The organism is Blastomonas sp. CCH1-A6 (genome assembly GCF_001556365.1).
In the GTDB taxonomy this organism is placed as follows: domain Bacteria; phylum Pseudomonadota; class Alphaproteobacteria; order Sphingomonadales; family Sphingomonadaceae; genus Blastomonas; species Blastomonas ursincola.
The window spans coordinates 38,312-63,580 of sequence record NZ_LSIS01000027.1; the positions used below are offsets into that span (position 1 = coordinate 38,312).

22 protein-coding genes are annotated in these 25,269 nt (G+C 65.9%); 6 read left to right on the forward strand and 16 right to left on the reverse strand.

Annotated elements, in window-relative coordinates:
- Window position 1: 1 nt before the first annotated feature.
- Window positions 2–205, reverse strand: coding sequence for a DUF2093 domain-containing protein (locus AX735_RS01160; RefSeq protein ID WP_066274360.1), 204 nt, complete (start codon window positions 203–205; stop codon window positions 2–4).
- 98 nt (window positions 206–303) lie between these two features.
- A complete protein-coding gene (xseA, locus tag AX735_RS01165; RefSeq protein ID WP_066274361.1) occupies window positions 304–1,776 on the reverse strand; it encodes an exodeoxyribonuclease VII large subunit in 1,473 nt (490 codons plus the stop codon).
- Here xseA and purD point away from each other — a divergent pair.
- Entirely contained in the window at window positions 1,775–3,049 is a 1,275-nt protein-coding gene (purD, locus tag AX735_RS01170) for a phosphoribosylamine--glycine ligase (protein ID WP_066274362.1), read from the forward strand. The two genes, xseA and purD, sit on opposite strands and share 2 nt — an antisense overlap.
- Here the strand turns inward: purD and leuB are convergent.
- The 11 genes from leuB to AX735_RS01225 form a co-directional block, all read right to left on the reverse strand.
- Window positions 3,046–4,107: a 3-isopropylmalate dehydrogenase gene (leuB, locus tag AX735_RS01175; protein ID WP_066274494.1), complete on the reverse strand. Its 1,062-nt coding sequence runs from the start codon at window positions 4,105–4,107 to the stop codon at window positions 3,046–3,048. The genes purD and leuB overlap by 4 nt on opposite strands.
- A 79-nt stretch (window positions 4,108–4,186) precedes the next feature.
- Entirely contained in the window at window positions 4,187–4,921 is a 735-nt protein-coding gene (gene recO, locus AX735_RS01180; protein ID WP_066274364.1) for a DNA repair protein RecO, read from the reverse strand.
- An 11-nt stretch (window positions 4,922–4,932) separates the two neighbouring features.
- The gene (gene uvrC, locus AX735_RS01185) at window positions 4,933–6,876 is read right to left on the reverse strand and encodes an excinuclease ABC subunit UvrC (protein ID WP_066274366.1); all 1,944 of its coding nucleotides are present in this window, start codon (window positions 6,874–6,876) and stop codon (window positions 4,933–4,935) included.
- Window positions 6,877–7,108: 232 nt separating this feature from the next.
- A complete protein-coding gene (locus tag AX735_RS01190) occupies window positions 7,109–7,660 on the reverse strand; it encodes a F0F1 ATP synthase subunit B family protein (protein ID WP_066274367.1) in 552 nt (183 codons plus the stop codon).
- Entirely contained in the window at window positions 7,653–8,147 is a 495-nt protein-coding gene (locus AX735_RS01195) for a F0F1 ATP synthase subunit B family protein (RefSeq protein WP_066274373.1), read from the reverse strand. Before AX735_RS01195 ends, AX735_RS01190 begins: the two co-directional genes overlap by 8 nt.
- A gap of 75 nt (window positions 8,148–8,222) precedes the next feature.
- Window positions 8,223–8,450 carry a F0F1 ATP synthase subunit C gene (locus tag AX735_RS01200; protein WP_023839593.1) on the reverse strand — a complete coding sequence of 76 codons (228 nt, stop codon included), beginning with the start codon at window positions 8,448–8,450 and terminating at the stop codon, window positions 8,223–8,225.
- A 57-nt stretch (window positions 8,451–8,507) separates the two neighbouring features.
- Complete coding sequence (locus AX735_RS01205; protein WP_060977035.1) at window positions 8,508–9,293, reverse strand: F0F1 ATP synthase subunit A; 786 nt, start codon at window positions 9,291–9,293, stop codon at window positions 8,508–8,510.
- A gap of 17 nt (window positions 9,294–9,310) precedes the next feature.
- Window positions 9,311–9,670, reverse strand: coding sequence for an AtpZ/AtpI family protein (locus AX735_RS01210; protein ID WP_066274375.1), 360 nt, complete (start codon window positions 9,668–9,670; stop codon window positions 9,311–9,313).
- A 204-nt stretch (window positions 9,671–9,874) separates the two neighbouring features.
- Entirely contained in the window at window positions 9,875–10,255 is a 381-nt protein-coding gene (locus tag AX735_RS01215) for a YdbL family protein (protein WP_066274377.1), read from the reverse strand.
- Window positions 10,255–10,470, reverse strand: a complete 216-nt coding sequence (locus AX735_RS01220; protein WP_060977032.1) for a YnbE family lipoprotein — start codon at window positions 10,468–10,470, stop codon at window positions 10,255–10,257. Before AX735_RS01220 ends, AX735_RS01215 begins: the two co-directional genes overlap by 1 nt.
- Window positions 10,467–13,667 (reverse strand): intermembrane phospholipid transport protein YdbH family protein, encoded by a 3,201-nt coding sequence (locus AX735_RS01225; protein ID WP_066274380.1) that lies wholly within the window; start codon window positions 13,665–13,667, stop codon window positions 10,467–10,469. Before AX735_RS01225 ends, AX735_RS01220 begins: the two co-directional genes overlap by 4 nt.
- Window positions 13,668–13,771: 104 nt before the next feature.
- Between AX735_RS01225 and radC the strand changes: the two genes are divergently transcribed.
- The 4 genes from radC (at window position 13,772) to AX735_RS01245 (ending at window position 17,897) form a co-directional block, all read left to right on the forward strand.
- Window positions 13,772–14,500, forward strand: a complete 729-nt coding sequence (gene radC / locus AX735_RS01230) for a RadC family protein (RefSeq protein ID WP_137775578.1) — start codon at window positions 13,772–13,774, stop codon at window positions 14,498–14,500.
- Between the two features lie 183 nt (window positions 14,501–14,683).
- On the forward strand, window positions 14,684–15,865 hold the full coding sequence (locus tag AX735_RS01235) for an NAD(P)/FAD-dependent oxidoreductase (RefSeq protein WP_066274383.1): 1,182 nt from the start codon (window positions 14,684–14,686) through the stop codon (window positions 15,863–15,865).
- 219 nt (window positions 15,866–16,084) lie between these two features.
- Complete coding sequence (locus AX735_RS24795) at window positions 16,085–16,357, forward strand: hypothetical protein (RefSeq protein WP_066274387.1); 273 nt, start codon at window positions 16,085–16,087, stop codon at window positions 16,355–16,357.
- Between the two features lie 7 nt (window positions 16,358–16,364).
- Window positions 16,365–17,897, forward strand: a complete 1,533-nt coding sequence (locus AX735_RS01245) for a methyl-accepting chemotaxis protein (RefSeq protein WP_066274388.1) — start codon at window positions 16,365–16,367, stop codon at window positions 17,895–17,897.
- 20 nt (window positions 17,898–17,917) lie between these two features.
- On the opposite strand, the gene AX735_RS01250 is transcribed toward AX735_RS01245, so the two are convergent.
- The gene (locus tag AX735_RS01250; RefSeq protein WP_137775579.1) at window positions 17,918–18,304 is read right to left on the reverse strand and encodes a hypothetical protein; all 387 of its coding nucleotides are present in this window, start codon (window positions 18,302–18,304) and stop codon (window positions 17,918–17,920) included.
- A 200-nt stretch (window positions 18,305–18,504) separates the two neighbouring features.
- Here AX735_RS01250 and AX735_RS01255 point away from each other — a divergent pair, with 200 nt between their 5' ends.
- On the forward strand, window positions 18,505–20,538 hold the full coding sequence (locus tag AX735_RS01255) for a DEAD/DEAH box helicase (protein WP_066274391.1): 2,034 nt from the start codon (window positions 18,505–18,507) through the stop codon (window positions 20,536–20,538).
- A 70-nt stretch (window positions 20,539–20,608) separates the two neighbouring features.
- On the opposite strand, the gene AX735_RS01260 is transcribed toward AX735_RS01255, so the two are convergent.
- Together AX735_RS01260 and AX735_RS01265 are read right to left on the reverse strand one after the other, a co-directional pair.
- On the reverse strand, window positions 20,609–22,063 hold the full coding sequence (locus tag AX735_RS01260; RefSeq protein ID WP_066274397.1) for an efflux transporter outer membrane subunit: 1,455 nt from the start codon (window positions 22,061–22,063) through the stop codon (window positions 20,609–20,611).
- Window positions 22,060–25,266 carry a multidrug efflux RND transporter permease subunit gene (locus AX735_RS01265; RefSeq protein WP_066274399.1) on the reverse strand — a complete coding sequence of 1,069 codons (3,207 nt, stop codon included), beginning with the start codon at window positions 25,264–25,266 and terminating at the stop codon, window positions 22,060–22,062. The genes AX735_RS01260 and AX735_RS01265 overlap by 4 nt, the downstream gene beginning before the upstream one ends.
- Between the last annotated feature and the right edge of the window lie 3 nt (window positions 25,267–25,269).

Consider the following 25,269-nt stretch of genomic DNA (forward strand, 5'->3'; position numbering starts at 1 on the left):
GTCAGCCCTTGCCGAGCGCCGCGCGCACCGAAATCTCGCAGCTGGCATAGGCCTCCTGCCGCTCGACGCTCCAGTAACGCAGCTCTTCCAGGTCGATCTTCTGCCCGGTCTCAGCGCACAGCACATGGTCGCCTGCGCTGAGCAGGCGGAAGCCGTTGGGCATATAGTGGACACGGGCGACGCGATCGCGGTTGGACATCAACATGGGGTCATCATGCTCCAGAAAGGCTGTATGGCAGCTTTACCGATGGCTGGCTGCGGTGTTGCCAGCAAAGATAAGCGATCCGGTGCGCCAGCGCAAATCTACAGGAAACTCGCCTGGCGCGGCTCGGCGGGCCTGGGCTTCGTCTTGGCTGCGGGGGTCGGAGAAACCGGCGGCGGAGGCGGACCATCCGCTGGCGCGACATCGAGCGTCCCATCGCGGAAATGCAGCGTCAGCCGTGGTTCTCGCACTGCCACCGCCTTGTCGATCAGCGTCCGCCCATCGCCCGCTGTGACGCGCGCATAGCCGCGTTGCAGCGGCGCATCGGGATCGAGCTGTGCCAGCACGCGCTCCAGCCCCGCGAGCCGTTCGCCCGCCCGCCGGGTGATGCGATCGAGCACCGCCGGGTCGAGCGTCAGCCGCGCCAAGCGATCGCGCGCATGGGCGACGCGGGTGTCGAGCACGGCAGGCCGCAACGCGCCCGAGGTCCGCGCCAGCGCACCGCGCGCATGCGCAAGCTGCAGGCCGAGCGCGGCGCGCAGCCGCTCGCCCAGATCATCGGCGCGCTGCTGTTGCGGGCTGAGCAGATCGGCAAGACGCGGCAGGCGCTGGGCCCTCGCCTCCAGCCGTTCGCGTGCCAGCGCATGGCTGCGGTTCACCGCGCGGCTGGCGCGCAGGCCCAGCTCGGCCACCCCGCCGAGCAGTTCGGACCGCACCGGCACCGCCATTTCCGCCGCAGCGGTCGGCGTCGGCGCGCGGCGATCGGCGGCGAAATCGGCGAGCGTCGTGTCGGTCTCGTGTCCCACGGCGGAAATCACCGGGATGACGCTCTCGGCAATCGCGCGGACCACTGGCTCCTCGTTGAACGCCCAGAGATCCTCGATCGAGCCGCCCCCACGCGCGACGATCAGCAGATCGGGCCGCTCGCTCTGTGGCATCGCGCCAAAGCCCCGCACCGCCGCAGCGACCTGGCCTGCCGCCCCCTCGCCCTGCACCAGCACCGGCCAGACCAGCACATGGCTGGGAAAACGGTCCGCTAGCCGGTGCAGGATGTCGCGGATCACCGAGCCAGTGGGCGATGTCACCACGCCGATCGTGCGCGGCAGGAAGGGGAGCGCGCGCTTGCGTTCGGGATCGAACAGGCCTTCGGCGGCGAGCCGCGCCTTCAGCTTTTCGAACAGCTGCATCAGCGCGCCCTCGCCCGCGAGTTCGAGCGATTCTATCGTGATCTGATACTTGGACCGGCCCGGAAAGGTGGTGAGCTTGCCGGTAGCGATGACGTCGAGCCCGTCCTCGGGGCGGAACGGCAGCCGCTGCGTCGTGCCCTTCCAGATGATGCCGTCGATGACCGCCTTGTCGTCCTTGAGCGCCAGATAGCAATGGCCCGATGCGGCGCGCTTGAAGCCCGAAATCTCGCCGCGAATCCGCACATGCGAAAACCGGTCCTCGACCATGCGCTTCAACTGCCCGGAGATTTCCGAAACCGACAGCGGCGGGGCGTTGTCGCCGGGGGGCATCTGGGCTAACAGCCCGCCCGAACGTGAAGACATATCATCTGTAAAGGGGTCGGGCATGAATATCCTGCTGGTGGGAAGCGGTGGGCGCGAACATGCCCTGTGCTGGAAACTGGCGCAATCCCCGCAGGTGGAAACCATTTTCGCCGCCCCAGGAAATCCGGGGATAGCCGAACACGCCAGCTGCGTCGCGCTCGATGTGACCGATCATGCGGCGGTTGCGGTCTTCTGCGCCGAACAGGCCATCGGTCTGGTGGTGATCGGTCCCGAAGCGCCGCTGGTCAATGGCCTGGCGGACAGCCTGCGCCTCGCCGGGGTGCCGGTGTTCGGCCCTTCTGCCAAAGCGGCGCAGCTTGAGGGGTCCAAGGGCTTCACCAAGGCTTTGTGCGACCGCGCCGGCATCCCCACCGCGCGCTATGTCCGCGCCAGCCATGTTGCCGAAGCGCGCGCGGCGCTCGCCGGGTTCGACCTGCCCGTCGTGATCAAGGCGGATGGCCTCGCCGCCGGCAAGGGCGTGATCATCGCCGAAACCGCCGAGGAGGCTGAGGACGCGATCGGGCACATGTTCGCCGGGGCCTTTGGCGAGGCCGGGGCAGAAGTGGTGATCGAGGAGTTCATGACCGGCGAGGAAGCGAGCTTCTTCGCAATCACCGACGGCAGCGCGATTGTCGCCTTTGGATCGGCGCAGGACCATAAACGGGTGGGTGAAGGCGATACCGGCCCGAACACCGGCGGCATGGGCGCGTACAGCCCCGCGCCGGTGCTGACGGCAGAGCTGGAAGCGCAGGTGATGGAGCGGATTATCGCCCCCACCGTCGCCACGCTCGCGGCAGAGGACATGCCCTATTCGGGCGTGCTGTTCGCCGGGCTGATGCTGACCAGCGAGGGGCCGAAGCTGATCGAATATAATTGCCGCTTCGGCGACCCCGAATGCCAGGTGCTGATGACCCGGCTGCAGAGCGATCTCGCCGAACTGCTGCTCGCCACTGCGAAGGGCGAGCTGGCGAACTGCCCCCCTCCCCGGCTGTCTGACGGTTACGCCCTGACCGTCGTCATGGCCGCCAGGGGCTATCCCGGCACCCCGGAAAAGGGCGGCGCGATTTTGCTGGGCGATGTCGGCCACGCCAAGGTATTCCACGCGGGCACCGCGTGGAAGGACGGTGCCCTCGTCGCCAACGGCGGCCGCGTGCTCAACGTCACTGCGACCGGCAGCAGCGTCACCGAAGCGCAGCGCGCCGCCTATGCTGCGGTCGACGCCATCGCCTTCCCCACCGGCTTCTGCCGCCGCGACATCGGTTGGCGCGAAGTGGCGCGCGAGCGGGGCGAGGGTTAACCCAACGCCGCCAGCACCGCGTCGCCGATCGCGACCGTCCCCATCGTCCCGCCCAGGTCAGCCCCCAGCGCGCCCGCATTGAGCGCGCGTGCCACCGCTGCCTCGATCCGCGCCGCTTCGGCTTCGAGGCCAAAGCTGTGGCGCAGCATCATCGCGGCGGAGAGGATCATCGCGACCGGATTGGCCAGGCCCTTGCCCGCAATGTCGGGCGCGCTGCCGTGGATCGGCTCGTATGCGCCCTTGGTACCGAACGCGGTCTGCTCCGCGCCCAGAGAGGCCGAGGCGAGCAGGCCGATCGAGCCGACGCACATGCTGGCCTGATCAGACAGGATGTCGCCGAACAGGTTGCCGGTGACGATGGTGTCGAACTTGCCCGGCGCGCGGACGAGCTGCATCGCGGCATTGTCGACATACATGTGCTCGAGCGTGACATCGGGATAGTCCGCCGCCACCTCGATCATCACGTCGCGCCAGAGCTGCGAGGTTTCGAGCACATTGGCCTTGTCCACCGAGCACAGCCGACCCGAGCGGCCCAGGGCGGTGCGGAACGCGACATGCGCGATGCGGCGCACCTCGCTCTCGCTGTACGACATGATGTCATAGCCCTCGCGCTGCCCGTCACTGGTGGTGCGCATGCCCTTTTCGCCGAAATAGACATCGCCATTGAGTTCGCGCACGATCATCAGGTCGATCGCGCCCGCCACTTCGGGCCGCAGCGAGCTGTGCGCTTCCAACCCCGGAAAAACCTTGGCCGGGCGCAGGTTGGCGAATAGCTCCAGCTCCTTTCGCATGCCCAGCACCGCCTGTTCGGGGCGCAGATGCCGCTCCAGCCCGTCGCATGCCGGATCGCCCACCGCGCCGAACAGGATCGCGTCGCACTCGCGCATCAGCTTCAGCGTCTCGGGCGGCAGCGGATGGCCATGCACGCGCCAGGCGGCAGCGCCCACCAGCCCGTCGTGCAATTCCATCCCCGGCAGATCGAGCGCGCGCAGCACGCGCACCGCCTCGGCCATGATTTCGGGGCCGATGCCGTCACCGGGGAGAATGGCAATTTTCATGGGGTCATCCTGTCTGTTGTGGAGGCGCGCATAGCGTCCGGCAGCGCATTTCCGCAACATTGTTTTGCTTGGGATGAGGTCAACCCGCCATGCGCCGCACCCGATCAATGAGCATCGCGCGCGCCGCGAGCGCGTCGGCGCGGCGGTCGGTGAAGAACTGGCGTTCGATGAAATGGCCGGTCAGCGCAAAACCCTGCATCAGCTGCTCCCAATCGGGTTCTTCCTCGCCGGTCAGGAATGCGGGCAGCACCAGCAGCTTTTCGGCATAGACCCCGGCGGCGTGCACCGACACCGCACGCCCGGTGCGCGGGCTGACATAGGCGAGGTCCGCGCGCTCGCCGGTGACAGCGCAACGCTCCAGATCGAGCCCGAAGCCCAGTTCGGCGAGCAGCAGCGCCTCATAGCGCACCATCGCGCGCAGCCACCAGCGCGCCGAGGGGGCGGCGCAGACCAGATCGAGCAAGGCCGCCAGCGCCGCATAAAGCCGAGGAAACGGCTGATCCTCGGGCGCGACCGTCGCGGTGAGCAGGGTCACCCATTCGAACGCCGCTGCGGCAAGCGGTTCGCTGTAAAAGGGCGCGCGGCTCTCGGCGAGCTCGACCGTCAGCCCGGCAAGCTGATCGTTCACCCGGCTGCGCAGCTCCGCCGTGACGAGGTTTGCGGGCATCAGCACCGGACGCAGGGCCGTCGACCGCCCTCCCCGCACATAGCCCGATTGCAGCCCATGATCGGGCGTGAACAACCGCACCACCGCCCCATGCTCCCCATGCCGCCGCACGGTGCAGATTATGGCAGGGGTGCGGATGACGGGCATGTCAGCCGCCGCTATCCCCGGAAGAAGTCATAGATGCTCTGCGCCATTGCCTTGGAGACGCCGGGGGCCTTTTGCAGGTCTTCCAGGCTGGCGCTGCGCACCGCGCGGGCGGTGCCGAAGTGCATCAGCAGCGCGCGCTTGCGGGCCGGACCGATGCCGGGCACGTCGTCGAGCGGACTGGTGGTCATCGCCTTCTTGCGCTTGCCGCGATGCGCGCCGATGGCGAAGCGGTGCGCCTCGTCGCGCAGGCGTTGCAGATAGAACAGCACCGGGCTGTTCACCGGCAAGGTGAATTCCTTGCCATCGGGCAGGAAGAAGGTTTCGCGCCCGGCATTGCGATCCGGCCCCTTGGCGACACCGACCAGCGCAACGTCCTCGATGCCCAGTCCCGCCAGCGCCTCCATCGCCGCGCCGAGCTGGCCCTTGCCGCCATCGACCAGCACCAGATCGGGCCAGTCGCCGCTGCTGCGATCGGGGTCCTCGCTCTGCGCGCGCGCGAAACGGCGTTCGAACACCTCGCGCATCATCGCATAATCGTCGCCCGGCACGGTCTCGGCGCGCTTGATGTTGAACTTGCGATAGGCCGCCTTGCGAAAGCCCTCGGGCCCCGCGACGACCATCGCGCCCAGCGCATTGGTGCCCTGGATATGGCTGTTGTCATAGACCTCGATCCGGTCGGGCGGGCCATCGAGCCCGAACAGTTCGGCCATTTCAGTGAGGTGCTTGGCGGTGCTGGCGCTCTCGGCGACGCGGCGCTGCAGCGCCTCGGTCGCGTTGCGCTGCGCCTGGTCGATCAGCCGCTTGCGCTCGCCGCGCTGGGGGACGAGCAGTTCGATCTTGCCACTGCGGTTGGCGGACAAGGCCTCGAGCATCAGATCGCATTCGAACGGCTGCCGGTCGGTCAGGATCAGCTTGGGCGCGGGCATGTCCTGATAGAATTGCATCAGGAAGCTGGTGAGGATTTCCGCTTCATCCATGTCCTGGACATGCGCAGGGAAGAAGCTGCGATGGCCCCAGTTCTGCCCGGGGCGGATGAAGAAGGCCTGGATGCAGACAGTGCCGCCCTGGCTCGCCATCGCGAACACGTCCGCATCTGCAATGCCCTGCGCGTTCACCGCCTGACTACCCTGGATAAAGGTCAGCGCCTTTAGCCGGTCGCGATAGGCCGCCGCGCTTTCGAAATCGAGCGCCTCGGCCGCCGCTTCCATCTTCGCGCCGAGCTTGGCCTGCACTTCGGTCGACTTGCCGGTGAGGAAGGCGCGCGCGTCGGCGACCAGCGCGGCATAATCCTGCTTGCTGATCCGGTCTACGCACGGCGCCGAGCAGCGCTTGATCTGGTAGAGCAGGCACGGGCGCGAGCGGTTGGCGAAGAAGCTGTCCGAGCAGGAGCGCAGCAGGAACAGCTTCTGCAGCGAGTTGAGCGTGCTGGTCACCGATCCGGCGCTGGCAAAGGGGCCGAAATACTGGCCCTTGTATTTCTGCGCGCCGCGATACTTCGACATGCGCGGAAAGTCGTGATCCTCGCGCAGCAGGATATAGGGGAAGCTCTTGTCGTCGCGCAGCAGCACGTTGTACGCCGGGCGATAGCGCTTGATCAGCTGCGCCTCGAGCAGCAGCGCCTCGGCCTCGCTGTTGGTGGTGACGATCATCATCGAGCGGGTGAGCGAGACCATGCGCTGCAACCGGCGTGGCAGCTTGTCGACCTGGGTATAGTTGGTGACGCGGTTCTTGAGCGCGCGCGCCTTGCCGACATATAGCACATCGCCGCGCGCATCGAGCATGCGGTAGACGCCGGGCCGCGTCGGCAGCGTTTTCAGCGTGTTGCGGATCGCAGCGATGCCGGTGTCGAGATCGGGCGCATCGGCGCCACGCACGCTGTAGGTCGCCGCTTCCTCGAGAAAGCGGTCGGGTGCGCGCGGGTTGCTGTCATTGGGATGAGCGGGACGGCCTGCCATAGCGTCGCATGTGGCGTGGCGCGGTCAGGAGGTCAATGGGGTGAAACCGATACCCCTCTCCCCAGCCCGGGAAAGGGTTGCGCAGACTTGATGGCTTGCTGGCTAGTCGGAGTTGGGAGAGGGGGAACCGGCGCTCCCGTTGCTCTGCCTCACCCTCATCCAACTGCGCCTAATCGGCTGCGCCGACAAGGCTCCGTATCCTTCTCCCCTCAAGGGAGAAGGGACAGGAGGATCAATTCAGCCGAGTGCCCAACTCGGCGACGGTGCGGTCGACCAACGCCTGGTCGGCCTCCGCGCCATGGTTCTCGGCGATCAGCTTCGCTGCAGCGCCGGTGGCGGCCTTGGCGACCTTTTCGCGGATCTCCGCGACCGCAGCGCGTTCAGCAGCGGCGATCTTGTCGGTCGCCATCTTCTGACGCCGCGCGATCAGGTTTTCGGCATCGGTGCGCGCCTTGGCGAGCACGGCTTCGGCTTCGGCCTCGGCGCGGGCGTTCATGTCGGCCGCTTCCTTGGAAGCCGAGGCCAGCTTCGCCTCATACTCGGCGCGGAGCTTTTCTGCGTCGGCACGAAGCGCCTGCGCCTCGTCGAGCTCGGCCTTGATACCGGCGATCTTGGCGTCGAGCGACGCGGCGACCGCAGCGGGCACCTTCTTCCACAGGATGATGCCGATCAGGACCAGCATCGCCGCAGAGACGAAGAAGGTGGCGTTGAGCAGATGGACGCCGCCGACCGAAGGATCGGCATGTTCGCCTGCTTCCGAGGCAAGAATGATGAGATCAAGCATCGGCCAGCGCTCCCTTGACCGCACGGTTGACCTGCGGTTTGGTGATCTTTGCCGGGGTCAGCCGGGCGACGATATCCTGCGCAGCCTCGACAGCGACCGCCTCGATCTCGGTCAGGGCCGCAGCCTGCTGGGCAGCGATCGCGGCCTCGGCATCGGCCAGCTGCGTGGCGATGCCATTGTCGGCAGCGCGCACCTTGGCTTCGGCTTCGCGAGCACCCTTGGCCTTGGCTTCCGCGGTCACGGCGAGCGCCGCATCACGGGCCCGGGCATGGGCCAGGCGATATTCTTCCTCGATCTCGTCGGCACGGGCGTGCGCGGCCTTGGCAGCGGCGATGTCGCCGGCGATCTTCGCCTTGCGCTGATCGACCGTGCCCTGGATCTTGGGAAACATCGAACGCCCGATCACGAAGTAAATCAGCCCGAACGTGATCACCAGCCAGAAAAGCTGCGACCCGTAAGTGGTCATGATCTGGTCTATCTGGGGCATATCGAAGCTATCCGTGGATCAGAATCTTGGGCGTGGACGGGGCCGGCGCGATGACCGGCCCCGGTCCGACACAAATCAGGCAACGAAGATCAGGATCATCGCCACGACGAACGCCAGCAGGCCGAGAAGTTCGGCAGCGGCGAAGCCGATGAACAGGCGGCCCTGCTGGCCGTCGGCAGCTGCCGGGTTGCGCAGGGCGCTTTCCAGGAACGAACCGAACACGTTACCCACGCCGATGGCGGCCATGCCGGCACCGATTGCAGCCAGGCCAGCGCCGACCAGTTTTGCAGCTTCTGCGTCCATTGTAATACTCCTTAAGAAACTCGATTGGATGGAAAATTTCAGCGAAAAGAGAAAGGCTCAGTGCAGGTTCACCGCGTCGTTGATGTACAGCGAGGTGAGCAGCGCGAAGACATAGGCCTGGACAACGGCGACCAGGATTTCGAGCGCGCTGATGCCGACCATCAGCGTCAGGCTGGGCAGGCCGACCAGCAGGCCATAGCCGATACCGGCATTGGTCGAGTTGATGACGAAGCCGGCAAGCACCTTGAGCAGGATGTGACCCGCCGTCATGGCAACGAACAGTCGCAGGCCAAGGCTGAACGGACGCACCAGGAACGACAGCAGCTCGACGACGAAGATGAACGGGATCATCGGGAGCGGCGTACCGTGGGGCACGAACAGCGAGAAGAAGTGGAAGCCGTGACGGGCAAAGCCGACGATCAGCACGATCGAGAAGCTGACGATGGCGAGCACGCCGGTGATCGTCAGATGGCTGGTCACGGTGAACGGATGCCCGCCGACCACGCCGATCGGGATCAGGCCGAGGATGTTGGCGAACAGGATGAACATGAACAGCGAGAATACGTAAGGCGCATACTTGCGGCCTTCGGCGCCGATATTGGCGGTCATCATGTCGTCGATAAAGCCGGTAAAGCCTTCGACCATGAGCTGCCAGCGGCCGGGCACCAGCTCGCGCTTCATGCCGCCCTGCATGAACACCCAGACCGCGACCAGCGTCAACAGCATCCACAGGGCGCTGTTGGTGAAGGTGATGGTCTGGCCAGCAAGCTCGAACCCACCATTGAAGATGGGCGCGATCTCGAACTGGTGCATCGGGTCGATTTTGCCTGACTCGGCTGCCACAACCTTACCTCTTCGTCTTAATCTTCAGACTTATCCTGCGGAGGCTGCTGATTTTTCAGCCCCGCCGAATATGCGTTGGAAACCCGGATGATGTTCCTGAAGGCCACGATGATCCCCAGAGCGAGGAACGTGATCAGGAGCCAGGGCGATGTGCCCAGCCAGCGATCGAACAGCCAGCCGAACAGCAAACCACCTGCAATTCCCCCCAGCAGATCGGCGAGCACCCGGTTGCCAAGTCGATAATTCGCATCGACCCCGCTCCCCTTGCCGCTCGCTTCGGCCTGCTCCCGCTGCGTGATATCGCGAAGCCGATCACCGATGTGATCGATCCGCGCGTCGCCGCCGACAGGGTCTTGCCCGGGTTCGTTCTCTGCCATGTGCTTTACTCCCTGTTATCGGGCCTGGGCCTACGATGTTCAAAAAGCACGCAACCGGCAGCGAGCGGACCCGCCAAGGCGCGGCCCGTTTAGAAAGGGCTGCTGCCCAAGTCAATGGTCATGCTGCGGTGCGAGAAGCTGCACAAAAAAGCCCGGATTTCCGACGAAATCCGGGCTTGATCTGGGTTAATTCGGCGGTGCGGCTCAGGGGCAGCGCGCATCGCGCACCGGCGGACCGGCGTCCCGAGTCTTCCAGCTGCCATCGGGCGCCTGGTATTTTTCCCCCGGTCTGGTGCGCGATATGGTGTTGCAGCCCGCGGTAAAAGCGAACTGCTCGACGGTCGAACCTTCGGCCGAAGCGCGCTCGGTATAGACCTGCTTGCGCTTGAGATTGATGTCACTGACCAGCTTCTGCAGCTGTGCATCGCCGCCGCTGACAATGCCCAGATAACCGTCCGGCTTCTCGCCGATGCTGCCATTCTCGCGCGCGGCTTCATAGGCCGGGTCGCGCTGTGCCATTGCGGGCATGGCGAGCCCCAGCGCCAGTGCGCCGAGCAGGCCAGCCTTGAAAATCGCCCTGTTCATCAGAAAATCTCCGCATTCTCGTCGATCACCTCTTTGGCCTTGCCATCGAGCCGATAGACGACTTCCTGTTTGATGTTGATGTTGAGGTTGATGACGATCGGCTTGTCAGGTGCCGTCACCGTCACACAGCCGCCCAGCAATGCGGTGGCCACTGCCATCACCGTCATCTGCCCCCACGGGTTCCTCAAAATCGCCATCCTGTTCATGCCCTTCATGGACGATCCTCGCTTTCTGGTGGCTGAATGCCCGGTTTTGCCGGCGTTGTCGAATTGGGCCCCGGATTGTTCACCTGACCAGGCAGCAGCCCGAGCACGCCGGGATCGGTGATATACTGCGTGTCGTAAAGCGACCGCGCCGATGTGATCAGCTGCAGGAAGGGTGCTGAAATCGTGACGTTGAATTGCAACGGCAGCTTCTCGACCTGGCGGGTGAGGAAATTGCGTGAGGCCCCCTCGCCCTGGCTGAGCCCGTCAAAGCGGATCTTGGTGATGACCTCGCCCGCCAGATCGCCGTCCATCTCGACGACGAGATAACGGTAACGCAGCGATCTCAGGGCGTTAAAGGCGAAATTGGCCATCGTGCCGAGGTCTTCATAGGTCAGCTCGCCGACATAGGCGAGCGTACCGCCATCGCCGATCACCTCGAGCCGGCCGCCGCGCACATGCCCGCCATCCTTGTCGAACACGATCGGGATCACGCCGGTAAACTGGCCGGTGGCGTTGATATTCTCGAAATCGAATCCGGCGAGAAACTGCGCCGCATCGACGCGGTCGACGCGGAACACAAGGCGGCGTGGCTCCTCGCTGACCAGATCGACCATCCCCGGATCGAGCAGCAGCCGTCCTCCCGCAAAGGGCCATTCGCCGCCCTCCACGCGCATCTTGAAGCCAGGCAGAATCTGATAGCGAATCAGCCCGCTATAGACCGCGAAGCCGGGATTGACCTGCGCCAGCCGCACGACCTGGCCCGGTCCGGTCTCGAAGCCGAGAAGATCGATAAACACGATCTCGCCCGCCAGCCCTGTTACCGGGCCGAAGGCGGCGGCGAAATCGAGCGAATCGGTGCGGAAGCGCCCGGTGCTCGACGTGACGCCGGTGGATGACCAGTCGATCCGACCCTGCCCGGTCACCATCCCGCGCGTGTTCGCGATGATGCCGAGCGCGATGTTGCTGACCATTTCGGGCTGGAGCCGGTCATCGAAAGTCAGCGCGTCGACGAAGAGATCGGCATGGCCGGTCACGCTGGCGAGGTCATGCGCGATGGCGACGCGCACCACGGGACGCAAGGTCTGCGGTTCGTCGAGAATGCCGGTCACTGCAATCCGGCCATCGGCGAGCGTCAGCCGCATGTCGTCGGTGATCAGCGGCTGGAACCGCGCGGGCGCCTGACGATCGCGCAGCAGCCATTCGTCGCCCTGCACATCGAGTACAGAATTCGCGAAAGACCAGCGCCCGCTGCCCCTGGTCAGTACCAGCGGGACTGCGCCGATGGTCGCCTCGGCATCGGAATAGGCTCCGCCGAGCGTTCCGCCGAGATCGACGCTGAAATCGCCCGCGGTAATATGCGTGCCCGATTGCGCCGGGCCGATCAGCAGATCGACGTCAGACAGCCGCGCGCTACCCGGAAAGTCGAACCGCACCGCGCCTGCTGCCAGCGCCAGGTCGGACGATCCCAGCTTGCCCTGTAACCGCGTCGGCCCTGAAAGCCGCGCCGCCATCTGCAGGCCGCGCGCGCCCGTCCGGACGATCGGTCCACTGCGATCGGGGCACAGGGTGAGCGCCTGCCGCCCGCTCACGAAATTCGAGACGCGCACGCGTTCCACACGCACGGTCTGGCACCCGTCATACATCGCAAGACCTGCTGCCTGGCTCCAGCGCCCCTGGAGCGGCAGCGCCAGCCCCTCGACCCGGCCGCCGGGCAATGGCCCCGACAGTCGCGCCGCGCCAGCAAAGCTCAGGCCGCCGCGTCCGTTCCACAACGCCTCGAACTGCGGCAGCGCCAGCGAGGCATCGCCCGCGCTATACGCGTCCATCGCCAGCTTGAGCGCATAGGCCCCCTGCCCGCGCGGGACAATGCGCAGCTGCGCGACGGGCAGCCCTGCCCCGCCGGTCGCAAGATTGCCCGCGAGCTGCCATTCCTCGCCCACGCGCCGGACGCTGAGGCTGTTGCCGCCGACCAGCCGCTCGCCCCGCGCCCCCGACAGCGACAGGCGCGGGATGGCGAGCGCGGTGTCGGTGCCGCGCGCGCGCGCATCGACCGTCATCGCCAGATCCGATCCCGGCAGTGCCCGCCGTGCAGCGCTCACCATGCGCTGCACCAGCGGCGCGATGGGGAGATTCGCGCTCGCCTTCACCGCCGTATCGAGCCCGGTCAGCCGCTCGCGCGCGACCGCCAGACTCTCGCCGCGCAGATCGCCCTCGAAGCGCAGATCGGGCGAGGCCTCGCCTAAGCGCACCACCGCCCTGCCCCTGGCGTCGAACCGCCGGAAACCAATTCCGGCAGTGGCAGGATCGGCCAGCGCGAGATCGACCTCACCGTCGACCTGCTGGCCTTTGATCATAAAGCTCAACCGTCCGCCCAGCCCATCCGCCGCAAAACCATCGGCCCGGATCGCGCCGACCGCAGGGATCAGCGCGCCTTCAACCCGGTCGAGCGCCGCATTGGCCTCTGCTCTGAGCGCGATCGAGGATTGACCGACAGCGACACCGCCCCGATCGCAAGCCAGCCCCGAAAAACGCATTGGTCCGCGAAAGGCAGGGCGTTCATTGGCGATGCTGACCGTTCCGAACAGGCTGGGCCGGTCGAGTGCGCAGCCCTGATAGGCGAGCCGCGCGCCGATCGCAGCGAGCTGTCCCTTGAAGCCGTCGCGCAGATTGCCCTGCCCATCGGCCTTGACCCCGATCGTGCCATAAGGGCTCTCGATCCGTACGCGCGCGTCGCGCAGCGTCAGGTCGAGCCGGGGCAGCCGGAAAGGCTCCTTGCTGTCGGTATAGAGCAGCTTGTCGAGGCTGCCGAAGCTGACGCGCCCCTTGTCCAGCCGACCATAGCCGCGCAATCCCTCGACGATTACCTGGTCGATGCGCAGTGCGAACAGCCCGCCGCTGACATCGACGCTCAGCCGCGCGATCGTCGCATCGGGGCGCTTCGGATCGCCGAGCACGAGGTTGCGCACCGTCTGCCGCCCGACGCCGATCGATTCGATATCGTAGCGCGCCTCGATGCCGCGCGCCTCGAGCTCGTTTCCGATGAGGTTGCGCGCGATATCCTCGCGCTGGGTCCAGGCGACCAGCCCCGCCAGGCCCAGCAATGCGACGCCGTACAGCGCCACGCGCAGCGGCCAGGCCATTCGCCGCCACGCACGGACCTGCCGCTCGGGCGGAATTGCCTCGGCCTGGGTATCGGGATCGCTCATCGTCACCTGAATGGCTTGCAAAGCATCGCGTTGCAACGACGCAGCGGCAAAGCCGTTCCGACAAAGCGTTTGCCCGTGCCGGGGCGAAAGATTAACTTCAAACCATGTCCTCTTCACTGCCCCTGCTGGCCGATGCCGAGCTGCCCGACTTTCCGGCGGGCGGGCATCACGGCGCAGGCCATCGCGCCCGGCTTAGGGAGCGGTTGCTGAACACCGACGGAACCGGGCTGCATGATCATGAAATCGTGGAATATCTGCTGACGCTGGCAATTCCGCGCCGCGACACCAAGCCGCTCGCCAAACAGCTGATCGACCATTTCGGCTCGCTCGCTGCCGTTCTCACCGCCGATGGCGACTCGCTGCGCGCCGTACCCGGCATGGGCGAGACCAGCGCCGCAGCGCTGAAGATCGTCCAGGTCGCGGCGCGTCGGCTGGTGAGCGAGCCCGTCCGCCGCCAGCCCATCCTGTCGAGCTGGCAGGCCTTGCTCGACTATCTGCGGCTCGACATGGCACATCTGACGCGCGAGCGGGTGCGCGTGCTGTTCCTCAACGCCAAGAACATGCTGATCAGCGACGACGTTATGTCCGAAGGCTCGGTCGATCAGGCGGCGATCTACACCCGCCAGGTGATCAAGCGCGCGCTCGATCTCGGCGCGGTGTCGCTGATCCTGGTGCACAACCATCCCAGCGGCAATCCGCAGCCGAGCAAGCAGGACATCCAGATCACCCGCGAAATCATCGAGGCGGGCAAGCGGCTGGGCATCGGCGTGCATGACCATATCATTATCGGGCTGGATGGCCATTCTAGCATGCGGTCGATGGGGCTGATCTGAGCGATCGTCAGCGCCCATCAACCGTCATCCTGAACTCGTTTCAGAATCCATCGTGCCTCAGCCGCTGAAGCCGCGTGGGGAGAAATGGACCCTGAAACGAGTGCAGGGTGACGATAGCAGCAAACGAGGTGCCCCGAACACGCCCCTTCCCCTCCTCCTCCGGTTCCGCCATAGACCCGCGCCATGCTCTCCCCCTCCCCCTTTGACGCGATCATCCTCGGCGCTGGCGCAGCCGGGCTGTTCTGCGCGGCGATCGCCGGGCAGCGGGGCAAGCGGGTGCTGGTGATCGACCATGCCGATGCGCCGGGGAAGAAGATCCTGATCTCGGGCGGCGGACGCTGCAACTTCACCAATATCCACACCCAGGCCGACCGCTATCTCAGCGCCAACCCGCATTTCGCCAAATCGGCACTGGGCCGCTACAGCCCGCAGGATTTCATCAATCTGGTCGATGCGCACGGAATTGCCTGGCATGAAAAGACGCTGGGCCAGCTGTTCTGCGACGGTTCGGCGAAGCAGATCGTGGCGATGCTGCTGGACGAGTGCGACAAGGGCGGCGTCACCATCGCGCTCGGCCATGCCATCCGCTTGGTCGAGCATGCCGATGGGCGCTATCGCGTCAGCTGGGGCGATCGCAGCGCCGAGGCCCCCGCCCTAGTCATCGCCACAGGCGGGCCCTCGATCCCGAAAATGGGTGCGACCGGCTTTGCCTATGATCTCGCGCGGCAGTTCGGCCTCAAGGTTGTCGAACCGCGCCCGGCCTTGGTCCCGCTGACGCTGGGAGGAGACGAGACGCTGTTCCGCTCGCTCTCGGGCGTCGCGACCGACGTCGTCGCGCGCGCGGGCAAGGCGCTGTTCCGCGAGGCGGCGCTGTTCACGCACAAGGGGCTGTCGGGCCCTGCGATCCTGCAGGTGTCGAGCTATTGGCGGCATGGCGATCCGGTAGCGATCAATTTCCTGCCTGATGCCGCCCCCGGCTGGTTGACCCAGGCCAAGCGCCAGCAACCCCGGGCGACGCTGCGCAGCACGCTCGGCGCCATGCTGCCCGACCGGCTAGCCGCGACGCTGAGCGACCGAATCGGCGGCGATGCGCGGCTCGCGGATACACCCGACCGGGTGCTGGGCGAAGCAGAGAGGCGGCTCTCCAGCTGGACCTTCCACCCCAACGGTACCGAGGGCTATGCCAAGGCCGAAGTTACCGCGGGCGGCATCAGCACCGACGGTCTGTCTTCGCAGACCATGGAGGCACGCAAGGTGCCGGGCCTCTATGCGATTGGCGAAGCGGTCGATGTCACCGGCTGGCTGGGCGGCTATAACTTCCAATGGGCATGGGCGAGCGGGCATGCCGCAGCAGCGGCAATTTAAACCCAATTTGGTGGTAATTTGCCCCATCTGCCCGCTCTTCAACCGATTGCACAAACATCCATAATGGATATTTCTTTGTGCGATCGCTTTGCATAAGCGAAAATTTACCAATTCGGCCGATGGGTATCGGCGATGTCGGCGTCTTTGCCTCCCTTACAAGGCCCTGCACGGCCAGCTGATAGCGGGATCAGCCTTGCCGTGCTCGTTCAGGGGGCGGTAGTGACGCTCGCGCTGCTGGCTGCCATGCTGGCGCCACCCGAGGAAGGACCGATGATGGTCATTCCGCTGGACGGTGAAGGCATGGGCCAGACGATAAGCTGGGCATCGGGTAACGGGGCCGCCTTGATCGGCACAGGCCCCCTGCCCGGTTCGATCCTGGTCTATGGCAAGCGCAAGCAGGTCACCGAAGCCGCCTGGCATCATAACGGCCTTGTCATCAAGGCACCCGCAATTTTCTGCGGCAGTTTGTCCTCTACACCCAGGAAGAGTTGAGCGTCGCATGGAACTGACAGGTATTCGCAAGAATGGCGCCTTCGCGCTGATCGTCATCGCATGGCTGTGTGTGGCCGTGATCGCCGGCATCAGCCTGTACACCGCCAGTGGCTGGGCTCCGGTTGCTATCGCAGTCGCCGTCACCCTTATTCCGAGCGTGATCGTGCGCAGCGGCCGTGCCGACAGCACCGCACGCATCATTCTCGGCGGCACCATGCCCGTCTATCCCGCGATCATGCTCTATCAGGCAGCCGGATCCAGCCTGCAGATGGACGTCCATATGGTGTTCTTCGCACTGCTGGCCACATTGGTGGTGATGTGCGACTGGCGCGCGATCGTCGCCGGCACGGCCGTGATCGCGGTGCATCATCTGGGCGCGAACCTGCTGATCCCCGCCTGGGTCTTTCCCGATGGCGCCGACCTGCCGCGCGTCCTGCTGCATGCCGTCATCGTGCTGATCGAGGCAGCGGTGCTCATACAGATCTCGCTGCAGCTGGAACAGATGATCGAGCGGCAGGCCGAAGCCAGGCGCGAGGCCGAACGGCTGGAGCAGGAAGCCGCCAGCACCCGCGACGCCATCGCCGCCAAGCAGAATCAGGTCATCGGCGCGCTCGGCCGGGGGCTCAAGGCGATGGCGCGCAACGACCTGACCGCGCGAATCGACCAGGCCTTCCCGGAAGAATATGAACAGCTTCGCGCCGATTATCACGATGCGCTCGAGGGAATGCGCCAGTCGCTCGAGAAGATTTCGGGCGTGGCGACGCGCATCGACGAGAGCGCGGGCGATGTCAGCCATGCGTCGAACGACATGGCCGATCGCACAGAACGGCAGAGCGCCACGCTGCACGACACCGTGGCGACCATCCGCACAGTCAGCGACTCCATTTCAGACACCGCCAATCGCGCGGTCGAGGCGCGGCATGTCCTCGACGCAGCGCAGGGCGAGGCAGAAAAATCGGCCGGTATCGTCGAGCGCGCTCGCGTGGCGATGACCAATATCGAGCATTCGGCGCGCGAGATCGACCAGATCATCGAAGTCATCGAAGGGCTGTCGTTCCAGACCAACCTGCTCGCGCTCAATGCCGGCGTCGAGGCAGCACGCGTCGGCGAGGCGGGCAAGGGCTTTGCCGTGGTGGCATCCGAGGTGCGCGCGCTTGCACAGCGCTCGGCCGATGCCGCGCAGGACATCAAGACCAAGATCGGCGCGTCGAACGAGCAGATTGCGCTGGGCGTGTCGGTGGTCAGCGAAACCAGTGAGACGCTCGAGCGGATCACCACGCGCATCCTGCAGATCAGCGAATTCGTGGCGACCATTGCCGGATCGGTGGAAAGCCAGGCGGCGAGGCTGCGCGAGGTCAACGGCACCGTGGGCGCGCTCGACGGCATCACCCAGCAGAATGCCGCGATGGTCGAGGAAACCAGCGCCGCCGCCCGGTCGCTCGCCGAACAGTCGCGCACCCTGGCGCAGGAAATCAGCCGTTTCCGGCTGCAGCAAACCGGCTCGTATCACGCAGCGCCAGCGCTGGCGCGCGCGGCCTGATGGCGACCTATTAGGCCCAATCAGCGGGTGCGGCAGCGTCCGGTGTTGGTGTTCTCGATCGTGCCATCGTCATCGTAGCGGATTTGCATCGTGAAGCCGTCCGCTGCGATCGAGCGGATGGTCGCAGCATACCATTTGTTGTCGCTCCACAGACAGGCAATCCGGCTGCCGGGCTGCCAGTCGAACCGCCGGACCGTGCTGGCCTGCCGCGTCTCGACATCGCCATCGTCGAAGCGGATGGTAACCAGAGTGCCGGTCCGCGATTCAATCACGCCCGGATAGAGAACGCTGCTGCCGCGCCATGGCGAAAGCACCCAATCGCCCACTTCCTGCGCCTGCGCCACGCCCGGCAGGACCAGCGCCCCCATGAACGCCGCTGCAACAGCTAATGCCGCCTTGATCCCCAAACCACCTCTCCTTGTGGCAGAAGGATACACCCAAATCGGAGGCAATACAAATGAGGGGCTTGGGTCTCGGGCGAATATGATTGTGCCCGCGCCGCAAATCCGCTAGGGGCGCAGCCTTGCAGCGAAGCCGGATTTTGGGCCTCGCGCGCGGTTTCGCCGATGATGCGGAACCTTCGCATCATCACACGAATTGAAATCCCATGCCTTTTGATACCGTTCCCGCCGTTCTGTCGGACGCGCTTGATGCGCACGGCTATGACACGCTCACCCCCGTCCAGCAGGCCGTGCTGGAATCCGAAGCGCAGGGCCGCGACCTGATCGTCTCGGCGCAGACCGGATCGGGCAAGACCGTCGCCTTCGGGCTTTCGATGGCGCCAGAGCTGATCGGCGAGGATGGCCGCGTTCGCCAGGGCACGGCGCCGCTGGCGCTGATCATCGCGCCGACGCGCGAACTGGCGCTGCAGGTCAGCCGCGAATTCATGTGGCTCTATGGCCCTGCCGGTGCGCGCATCGCGACTTGTGTCGGCGGCATGGACGCCTCGCGCGAGCGGCGCAACCTCGGCTATGGTGCGCAGATCGTCGTCGGCACGCCTGGGCGCCTGCGCGATCACCTCGAGCGCGGCGCACTCGATCTCTCGGCGCTCAAGGTCGCGGTGCTCGACGAGGCCGACGAGATGCTCGACATGGGTTTTCGCGAAGACCTCGAAGAAATTCTCGACGCAACGCCCGAAGGTCGCCGGACGCTGCTATTCTCGGCCACCATGCCCAAGCCGATCGTGGCTCTGGCCAAGCGTTATCAGCACGATGCGCACCGTATCTCGACGGTCAGTGAAGAGCGCGGCCATGGCGATATCGACTATATCGCCTGCACAGTCGCGCCATCGGACACCGAAAATGCCGTGGTCAACCTGCTGCGCCTGTACGAGGCGGAGACCGCAATCCTGTTCTGCGCGACGCGCGACAATGTCCGCCATCTGCATTCGAGCCTGATCGAGCGCGGCTTCTCCGCCGTCGCGCTGTCGGGCGAGCACAGCCAGAACGAGCGCAACCAGGCGTTGCAGGCCCTGCGCGACCGCCGCGCGCGCGTCTGCGTGGCGACCGACGTCGCCGCACGCGGCATCGATCTGCCCGGCCTGTCGCTGGTCATCCATGTCGAGCTGCCGCGCGATGCCGATACGCTCAAGCACCGTTCGGGCCGCACGGGCCGTGCGGGCAAGAAGGGCACCGCGCTGATGATCGTGCCCTATCCGCGCCGTCGTCGCCTCGAACAGATGCTGCGCGGCGCGAACATCCCCGCGCAATGGATCAATCCGCCTTCGGCCGAAGACATCCGCCAGGCCGATCGCGAGCGCCTGCTCGAGCGGCTCCGTGCGCCCGTCGAGGCCGAGGAGGCCGACCGCGAACTCGCCCAGGCGCTGCTGGCAGAACGCAGCGCCGAGGACCTCGCCGTGATGCTGGTCCAGGCGCACCGGGCACAGATGCCCGCGCCCGAAGAGTTGCTCGATGCCTCGGCCCCGCCGCCGCAGCGCGAGCGTGGCCCCCGCCCCGGCTTCGAGGACACGATCTGGTTCGAGATGAACATCGGCCGCCGCCAGAATGCCGATCCGCGCTGGCTGCTGCCGCTGCTCTGCCGCCGGGGGCACATCACCCGCGGCGAGATCGGCGCGATCCGCCTGGGCGATGACAGCACCCATTTCGAAATCCCGCGTGCGGTTGCGGATCGCTTCGCCGAGGCGGTCAAGCGCACCTCGGGCGGCGAGGATGGCGACGAGGGCAGCGTGATGATCACCGCCGCCGATGGTCCTCCCGCCTATCGCCCGCGCTCGGGTCCGCCGCCGCGTGGCGATCGCCGTGGCGGATCGGGATCGGGCAAAACGGGTCGCAGCAATGCGCCGCTGAGGCCGCGCTACGAAGCGCGCACCGATGGCGACCGCCGCCCGCCGCGCGAGGATGGCGAGCGCAAGCCCTATGGCGACCGCAAGCCTGCGGGCGATCGCAAGCCTTTCGGCGACAAGAAGCCGTTCGGGGACAAGAAGCCCTTTGGTGACCGCAAGACCTTTGGCGACAAGAAGACCCAGGCCGATCGCGCCTCCTATGCCGATCGTCCTGCACGCGGTCCGCGCAGCGATGCGCCACGCGCTGGCGGCCCTGGCGGCAAGCCCCGCTTCGATGGCAAACCGCGTCCGGCGGGCAAGCCAGGCGCAAAGCCCTTTGCCAAGCGCCCCAAGGGCTGAGGGGTTCTACAGGGTTAGCGGACTCTGCCGACCTGCGCCCCTCCCTCTCAGGCAGGGGGTACGCGCGACATCAGGGCCTTGAGACGTCGGGACGCTCCACCGTCTCCCCGCCCAGCGCGCGGTAGAGCGTCACGCGATTGCTCGCCTCGACCAGCTGCGTCGTCAGCAGCGTGCGCTGCGCCTGATAAAGCGAGCGCTGCGCATCGAGGCTGGTGAGGAAGCTGTCGAGCCCACCGCGATAGCGCATGTCGGTCAGGCGGAAGCTGTCCTCCGCCGCATCGACGAACGAGCGGTTGGCGCGCAACTGCTCGGAAATCGTGCCGCGCCGCGCCAGCGCATCGGCAACATCACGGAATGCCGCCTGGATCGCGCCTTCATAGCCCGCCAGCGCCGCATCGCGCTGCGCCTGGGTCTGCGCGACGCCTGCGCGCGCCGCCCCCCCGGCGAAGATCGAATAGCGCACCGTCTCACCCACAGAATAGTTGAACGCCGCGCCGGTAAACAGGGTGGAGAGCGCGTTGCTCGCCAGGCCCGCCAGCCCGGTCAGCGTGATGCGCGGGAACAGCGCGGCGCGCGCTGCACCGATCTCCGCGTTGGCGGCGCGCAGTTCATATTCGGCCTGCAGCACATCGGGGCGACGCAGCAATATGGTCGAATCGAGCCCGGCGGGCAGCACCCGCACCGCGTCGCCTGCATCGGCGATCGATTGCGGCAGCAGCGCCTCGTCGAGTGGCGCGCCCACCAGCAGTTGCAGCGCATTGATGTCCTGCGCCAATGCCGTGCGCTGCTGCGCGATATCGGCCTCGGCCGTCGCGAGGATCTGCTCGGCCTGGCGCAAATCGGTGCGCGGGGCGATGCCACCATCGAGCCGCAGCCGGGTCAGCTTCACCCGCTCGCGTGCGTTGGCGGCGGTGTCCTCGGCGAGCTTGAGCAGCGACCTGTCGGCGGCATAGGTAAGCCAAGCATCGGCAATATCGCCGATGAGCGTCAGCCGGGTCGCGCGCGCCGCCGCTTCGGTGCCGAAATAGCGGTTGAGCGACGCATCCGACAGCGACTGCAACCGCCCGAACAGGTCGAGTTCGAACGCGGTGGTGCTGAGATCGGCGGTATAGCGCGTGCCCGCGGTCGAGCGGCTCGCCGACGGGTTGTTGCCGATATCGATATCCTGATTGCGGTTCTGATTGGCGGTGCCATTATCGAACTGCGTACGGTTGGCCTGCGCGCTGATCTGCGGCAGCTGCGCCGCGCGCTGGATGCGGAACTGCGCGCGCGCCGCCTCGATATTCGCAGCTGCCACCCGCAGGTTGCGATTGTTGGCCAGCGCCCGCTCGATCACCTGCACCAGCCGCGGATCGGCAAAGACCTCGCGATAGCTCATCACCGGCAGCGCGGCTTCGCTTTGCGCGAGATAGGCATCGCCCGCCGGCCAGGAGGCGGGTACCGGCAGGTCCGGCTGGACATATTTGGGTGCCATCGAACAGCCCGCGAGCAGCGCCAGCGCGATCAGGGGACCAGCACGTTTCATGCAGTGCCCTCACCCGAGCTGATTCCGGCGGGCTTCGGCTCGCCGATATGCAGCTTCTTCAGCGTGTCGCGCGTCGTCCGGCGGACGAGCACGAAGAACAGCGGGATGAAGAAGATCGCCAGCACCGTCGCGGTCAGCATGCCGCCGATCACCGAGGTGCCGATGGCGATGCGGCTGTTTGCGCCTGCCCCGCTCGACAAGGCCAGCGGCAGCACGCCGAAGATGAAGGCAAGGCTGGTCATCAGGATCGGGCGGAGACGCAGGCGCGCCGCTTCCAGCGCCGCATCGATCACCCGCGCGCCTCGCTTTTCCGCCTGTTCGGCAAATTCGATCACCAGGATGGCGTTCTTCGCCGCAAGCCCCATCGTCGTGAGCAGGCCGATCTGGAGGTACACGTCGTTTTCCAGCCCGCGCAGCGTCACCGCGAAGATTGCTCCGACAAGCCCGAGCGGGATCACCAGCATCACCGCGACAGGAATCGTCCAGCTCTCATAAAGCGCAGCAAGGCACAGGAAGACGACGAGCAGCGACAGCGAATAGAGCAAGGGAGCCTGGCCCGAGGACAGCCGCTCCTGGAACGACAGGCCCGACCAGGCAACGCTCACGCCCGGAATCTGCTTAGCGAGTTCCTCAATGCGGTCCATCGCCGCGCCCGAGCTCTGCCCCGGAGCCGCCTGGCCCTCGTACTGGAAGCTGGGATAGCCCTGGAAGCGCGACAGCGTCGTCGGGGTGGTCGACCAGCGGGTGCGGGCAAAGGCGCTGAACGGCGCCATCTGGCCGTCATTGCCGCGCACGAACCATCGGCCGATATCGTCGGGCGTCGCGCGATAGGGCGCATCGGCCTGCACGAACACGCGCTTGACCCGTCCGCGGTCGATGAAATCGTTGACATATTGTCCGCCCCAGGCAGCGGACAAGGTGGTGTTCACGTCGTTCTGGTTCAGCCCCAGTGACGCCAGCTTGGGCTGGTCGATATCGACCTGCAGCGTCTGCACATCGGGCAGCTCGCCGAGCCGAACCCCTGCCAGGACGGGATCGTTCTCGGCCAATTCCAGCAGCTTGTCGCGCGCTTCTGCGAACTCTTCCCGGCTCATGCCGCTCGTGTTCTGCAATTGCAGGCTGAAGCCGTTGGTCTGGCCCAGGCCGCGGATCGCCGCAGGCACCAGCACGTTGACCTGCGCGTCGCGAAAAGCCGAAAACGCCTTGTTGGCGCGCTCGGTAATCGCATCTGCACTGTCGTCCTTGCCGGTACGCTCGGACCAGTCGACGAAATTGACGAAGCCCTGGCCGGTATTCTGCCCCGCCGCGCCCTGCCCGCCGCCGGCGACGCTGAACATCACCGCAATGTTCTTGCGCTCGTCGTTCAGCATATATTTCTCGATCGCCAGTTGCACCTCGCGCGTGCGGCCCTGCGTGGCACCAGCGGGAAGACGGAATTGCAGCCGCGCCGCGCCCTGGTCCTCGATCGGCAGGAAGCCGGTGGGCAGCCGCACGAACAGCGCCACCAGCAGCACCAGCACGATCGCGTAGATCGCCAGGAACAGCCATTTGCGATCGACCACCTTTTCGACCGCGGCGACATAGCGATCGGTCCCGCGCGCAAAGCCATGGTTGAACCAGTGCTGCGCGCGTTCCAGCTTTTCCGCGCCCCACGGCCAGAAGCGGTGCATGCGGCTCTCCGGATCGGTGCCGTCATGCCTTTTCTGCTTGAGCAGCGTCGCGGTGAGTGCGGGGCTGAGGATCAATGCGACGAGCGCAGACAGCACCATGGCCGAAACGATGGTGATCGAAAACTGGCGATAGATCACCCCGGTCGACCCGCCGAAAAACGCCATCGGCAGGAACACGGCGGACAGCACCACGGCGATGGCGACCAGCGCGACCTGTATCTCGCCCATCGACTTGATCGTCGCTTCCTTGGGCGTCATCTCGGGATTTTCCTCGAGCAGGCGCTCGACATTCTCGACCACGACGATCGCGTCGTCGACCAGCAGGCCGATCGCCAGCACCAGCCCGAACAGGGTCAGCGTGTTGATCGAGAAATCGGCGAGATAGAAGATCGCGAAGGTTCCGAGCAGCACCACCGGCACCGCGATGGTCGGGATCAGTGTCGCACGCCAGCTTTGCAGGAACACGAACATGACGATGACGACCAGGATCACCGCCTCGATCAGCGTCTGCACCACCTCCTCGATCGAAAGGCGGATAAAGGCCGTCGAATCATTGGCATAGGCGACATTGTAACCGGGGGGGAAGCTCGCCTTGGCGTCCGCAACCGCCTGTTTGACCAGATCTGCGGTGGCGAGCGCGTCGGCACCGGGCGCCAGCGAAATCGCAAGGCCCGCGCCCGGATGACCGTTGATGCGGCTCGACGCCGAATAGTTTTCCGCGCCCAGCTCGACCCGAGCGACATCGCCCAGCGTGACGATCGCGCCGGTCTGCTCCGACTTGAGGATGATCGCCTTGAACTCGTCAACGGTGCGCAGCCGCGATTGCGAGGTCACGGTCGCGTTCAGCCGGTTGCTCTCGGGCTGGGGAAGGCCACCGACCTCGCCTGCCGCGACCTCGGTATTCTGGTTGCGGATCGCGGTGATGATGTCGCCCGGCATCAGCCCGACCGACGCTAGCCGGTCCGGATCGAGCCAGATGCGCATCGCATATTGCGAGCCGAACACATTGGTCTCGCCCACGCCTTCGATGCGCGACAGCGTGTCCTGCAAGTTGGAGACGAGAAAGTCGGAAACGTCGATATTGGTGCTGCGGTCGGTCTCGTCATAGACGCCGACGATGAACAGGAAGTCCGGGTTGGACTTGGTGACGCGCAACCCCTGCTGCTGCACCTGCTGCGGCAACCGGGCGAGCGCCTGTTGCACCTGGTTCTGCACCTGAACCTGCGCGATATCGGGATCGGTGCCCTTTTCGAACGTCGCGCTGATCGTCACTTGCCCGCGCGAGGTCGAGCTCGAGTTGAAATACAGCAGCCCGTCGATGCCGGTCAGCTGCTGCTCGATGATCTGGGTGACGCTGTTTTCCAGCGTCTCGGCCGAAGCGCCGGGAAAGGTCGCACGTATATTGACCTGTGGCGGGGCAACATCGGGATATTGCTCGACCGGCAGCAGATAGATCGCGCCGATCCCGGCGAGCATCGTGATGATCGCCAGCACCCAGGCAAAGATCGGCCGTTCGATGAAGATGCGCGACATCGC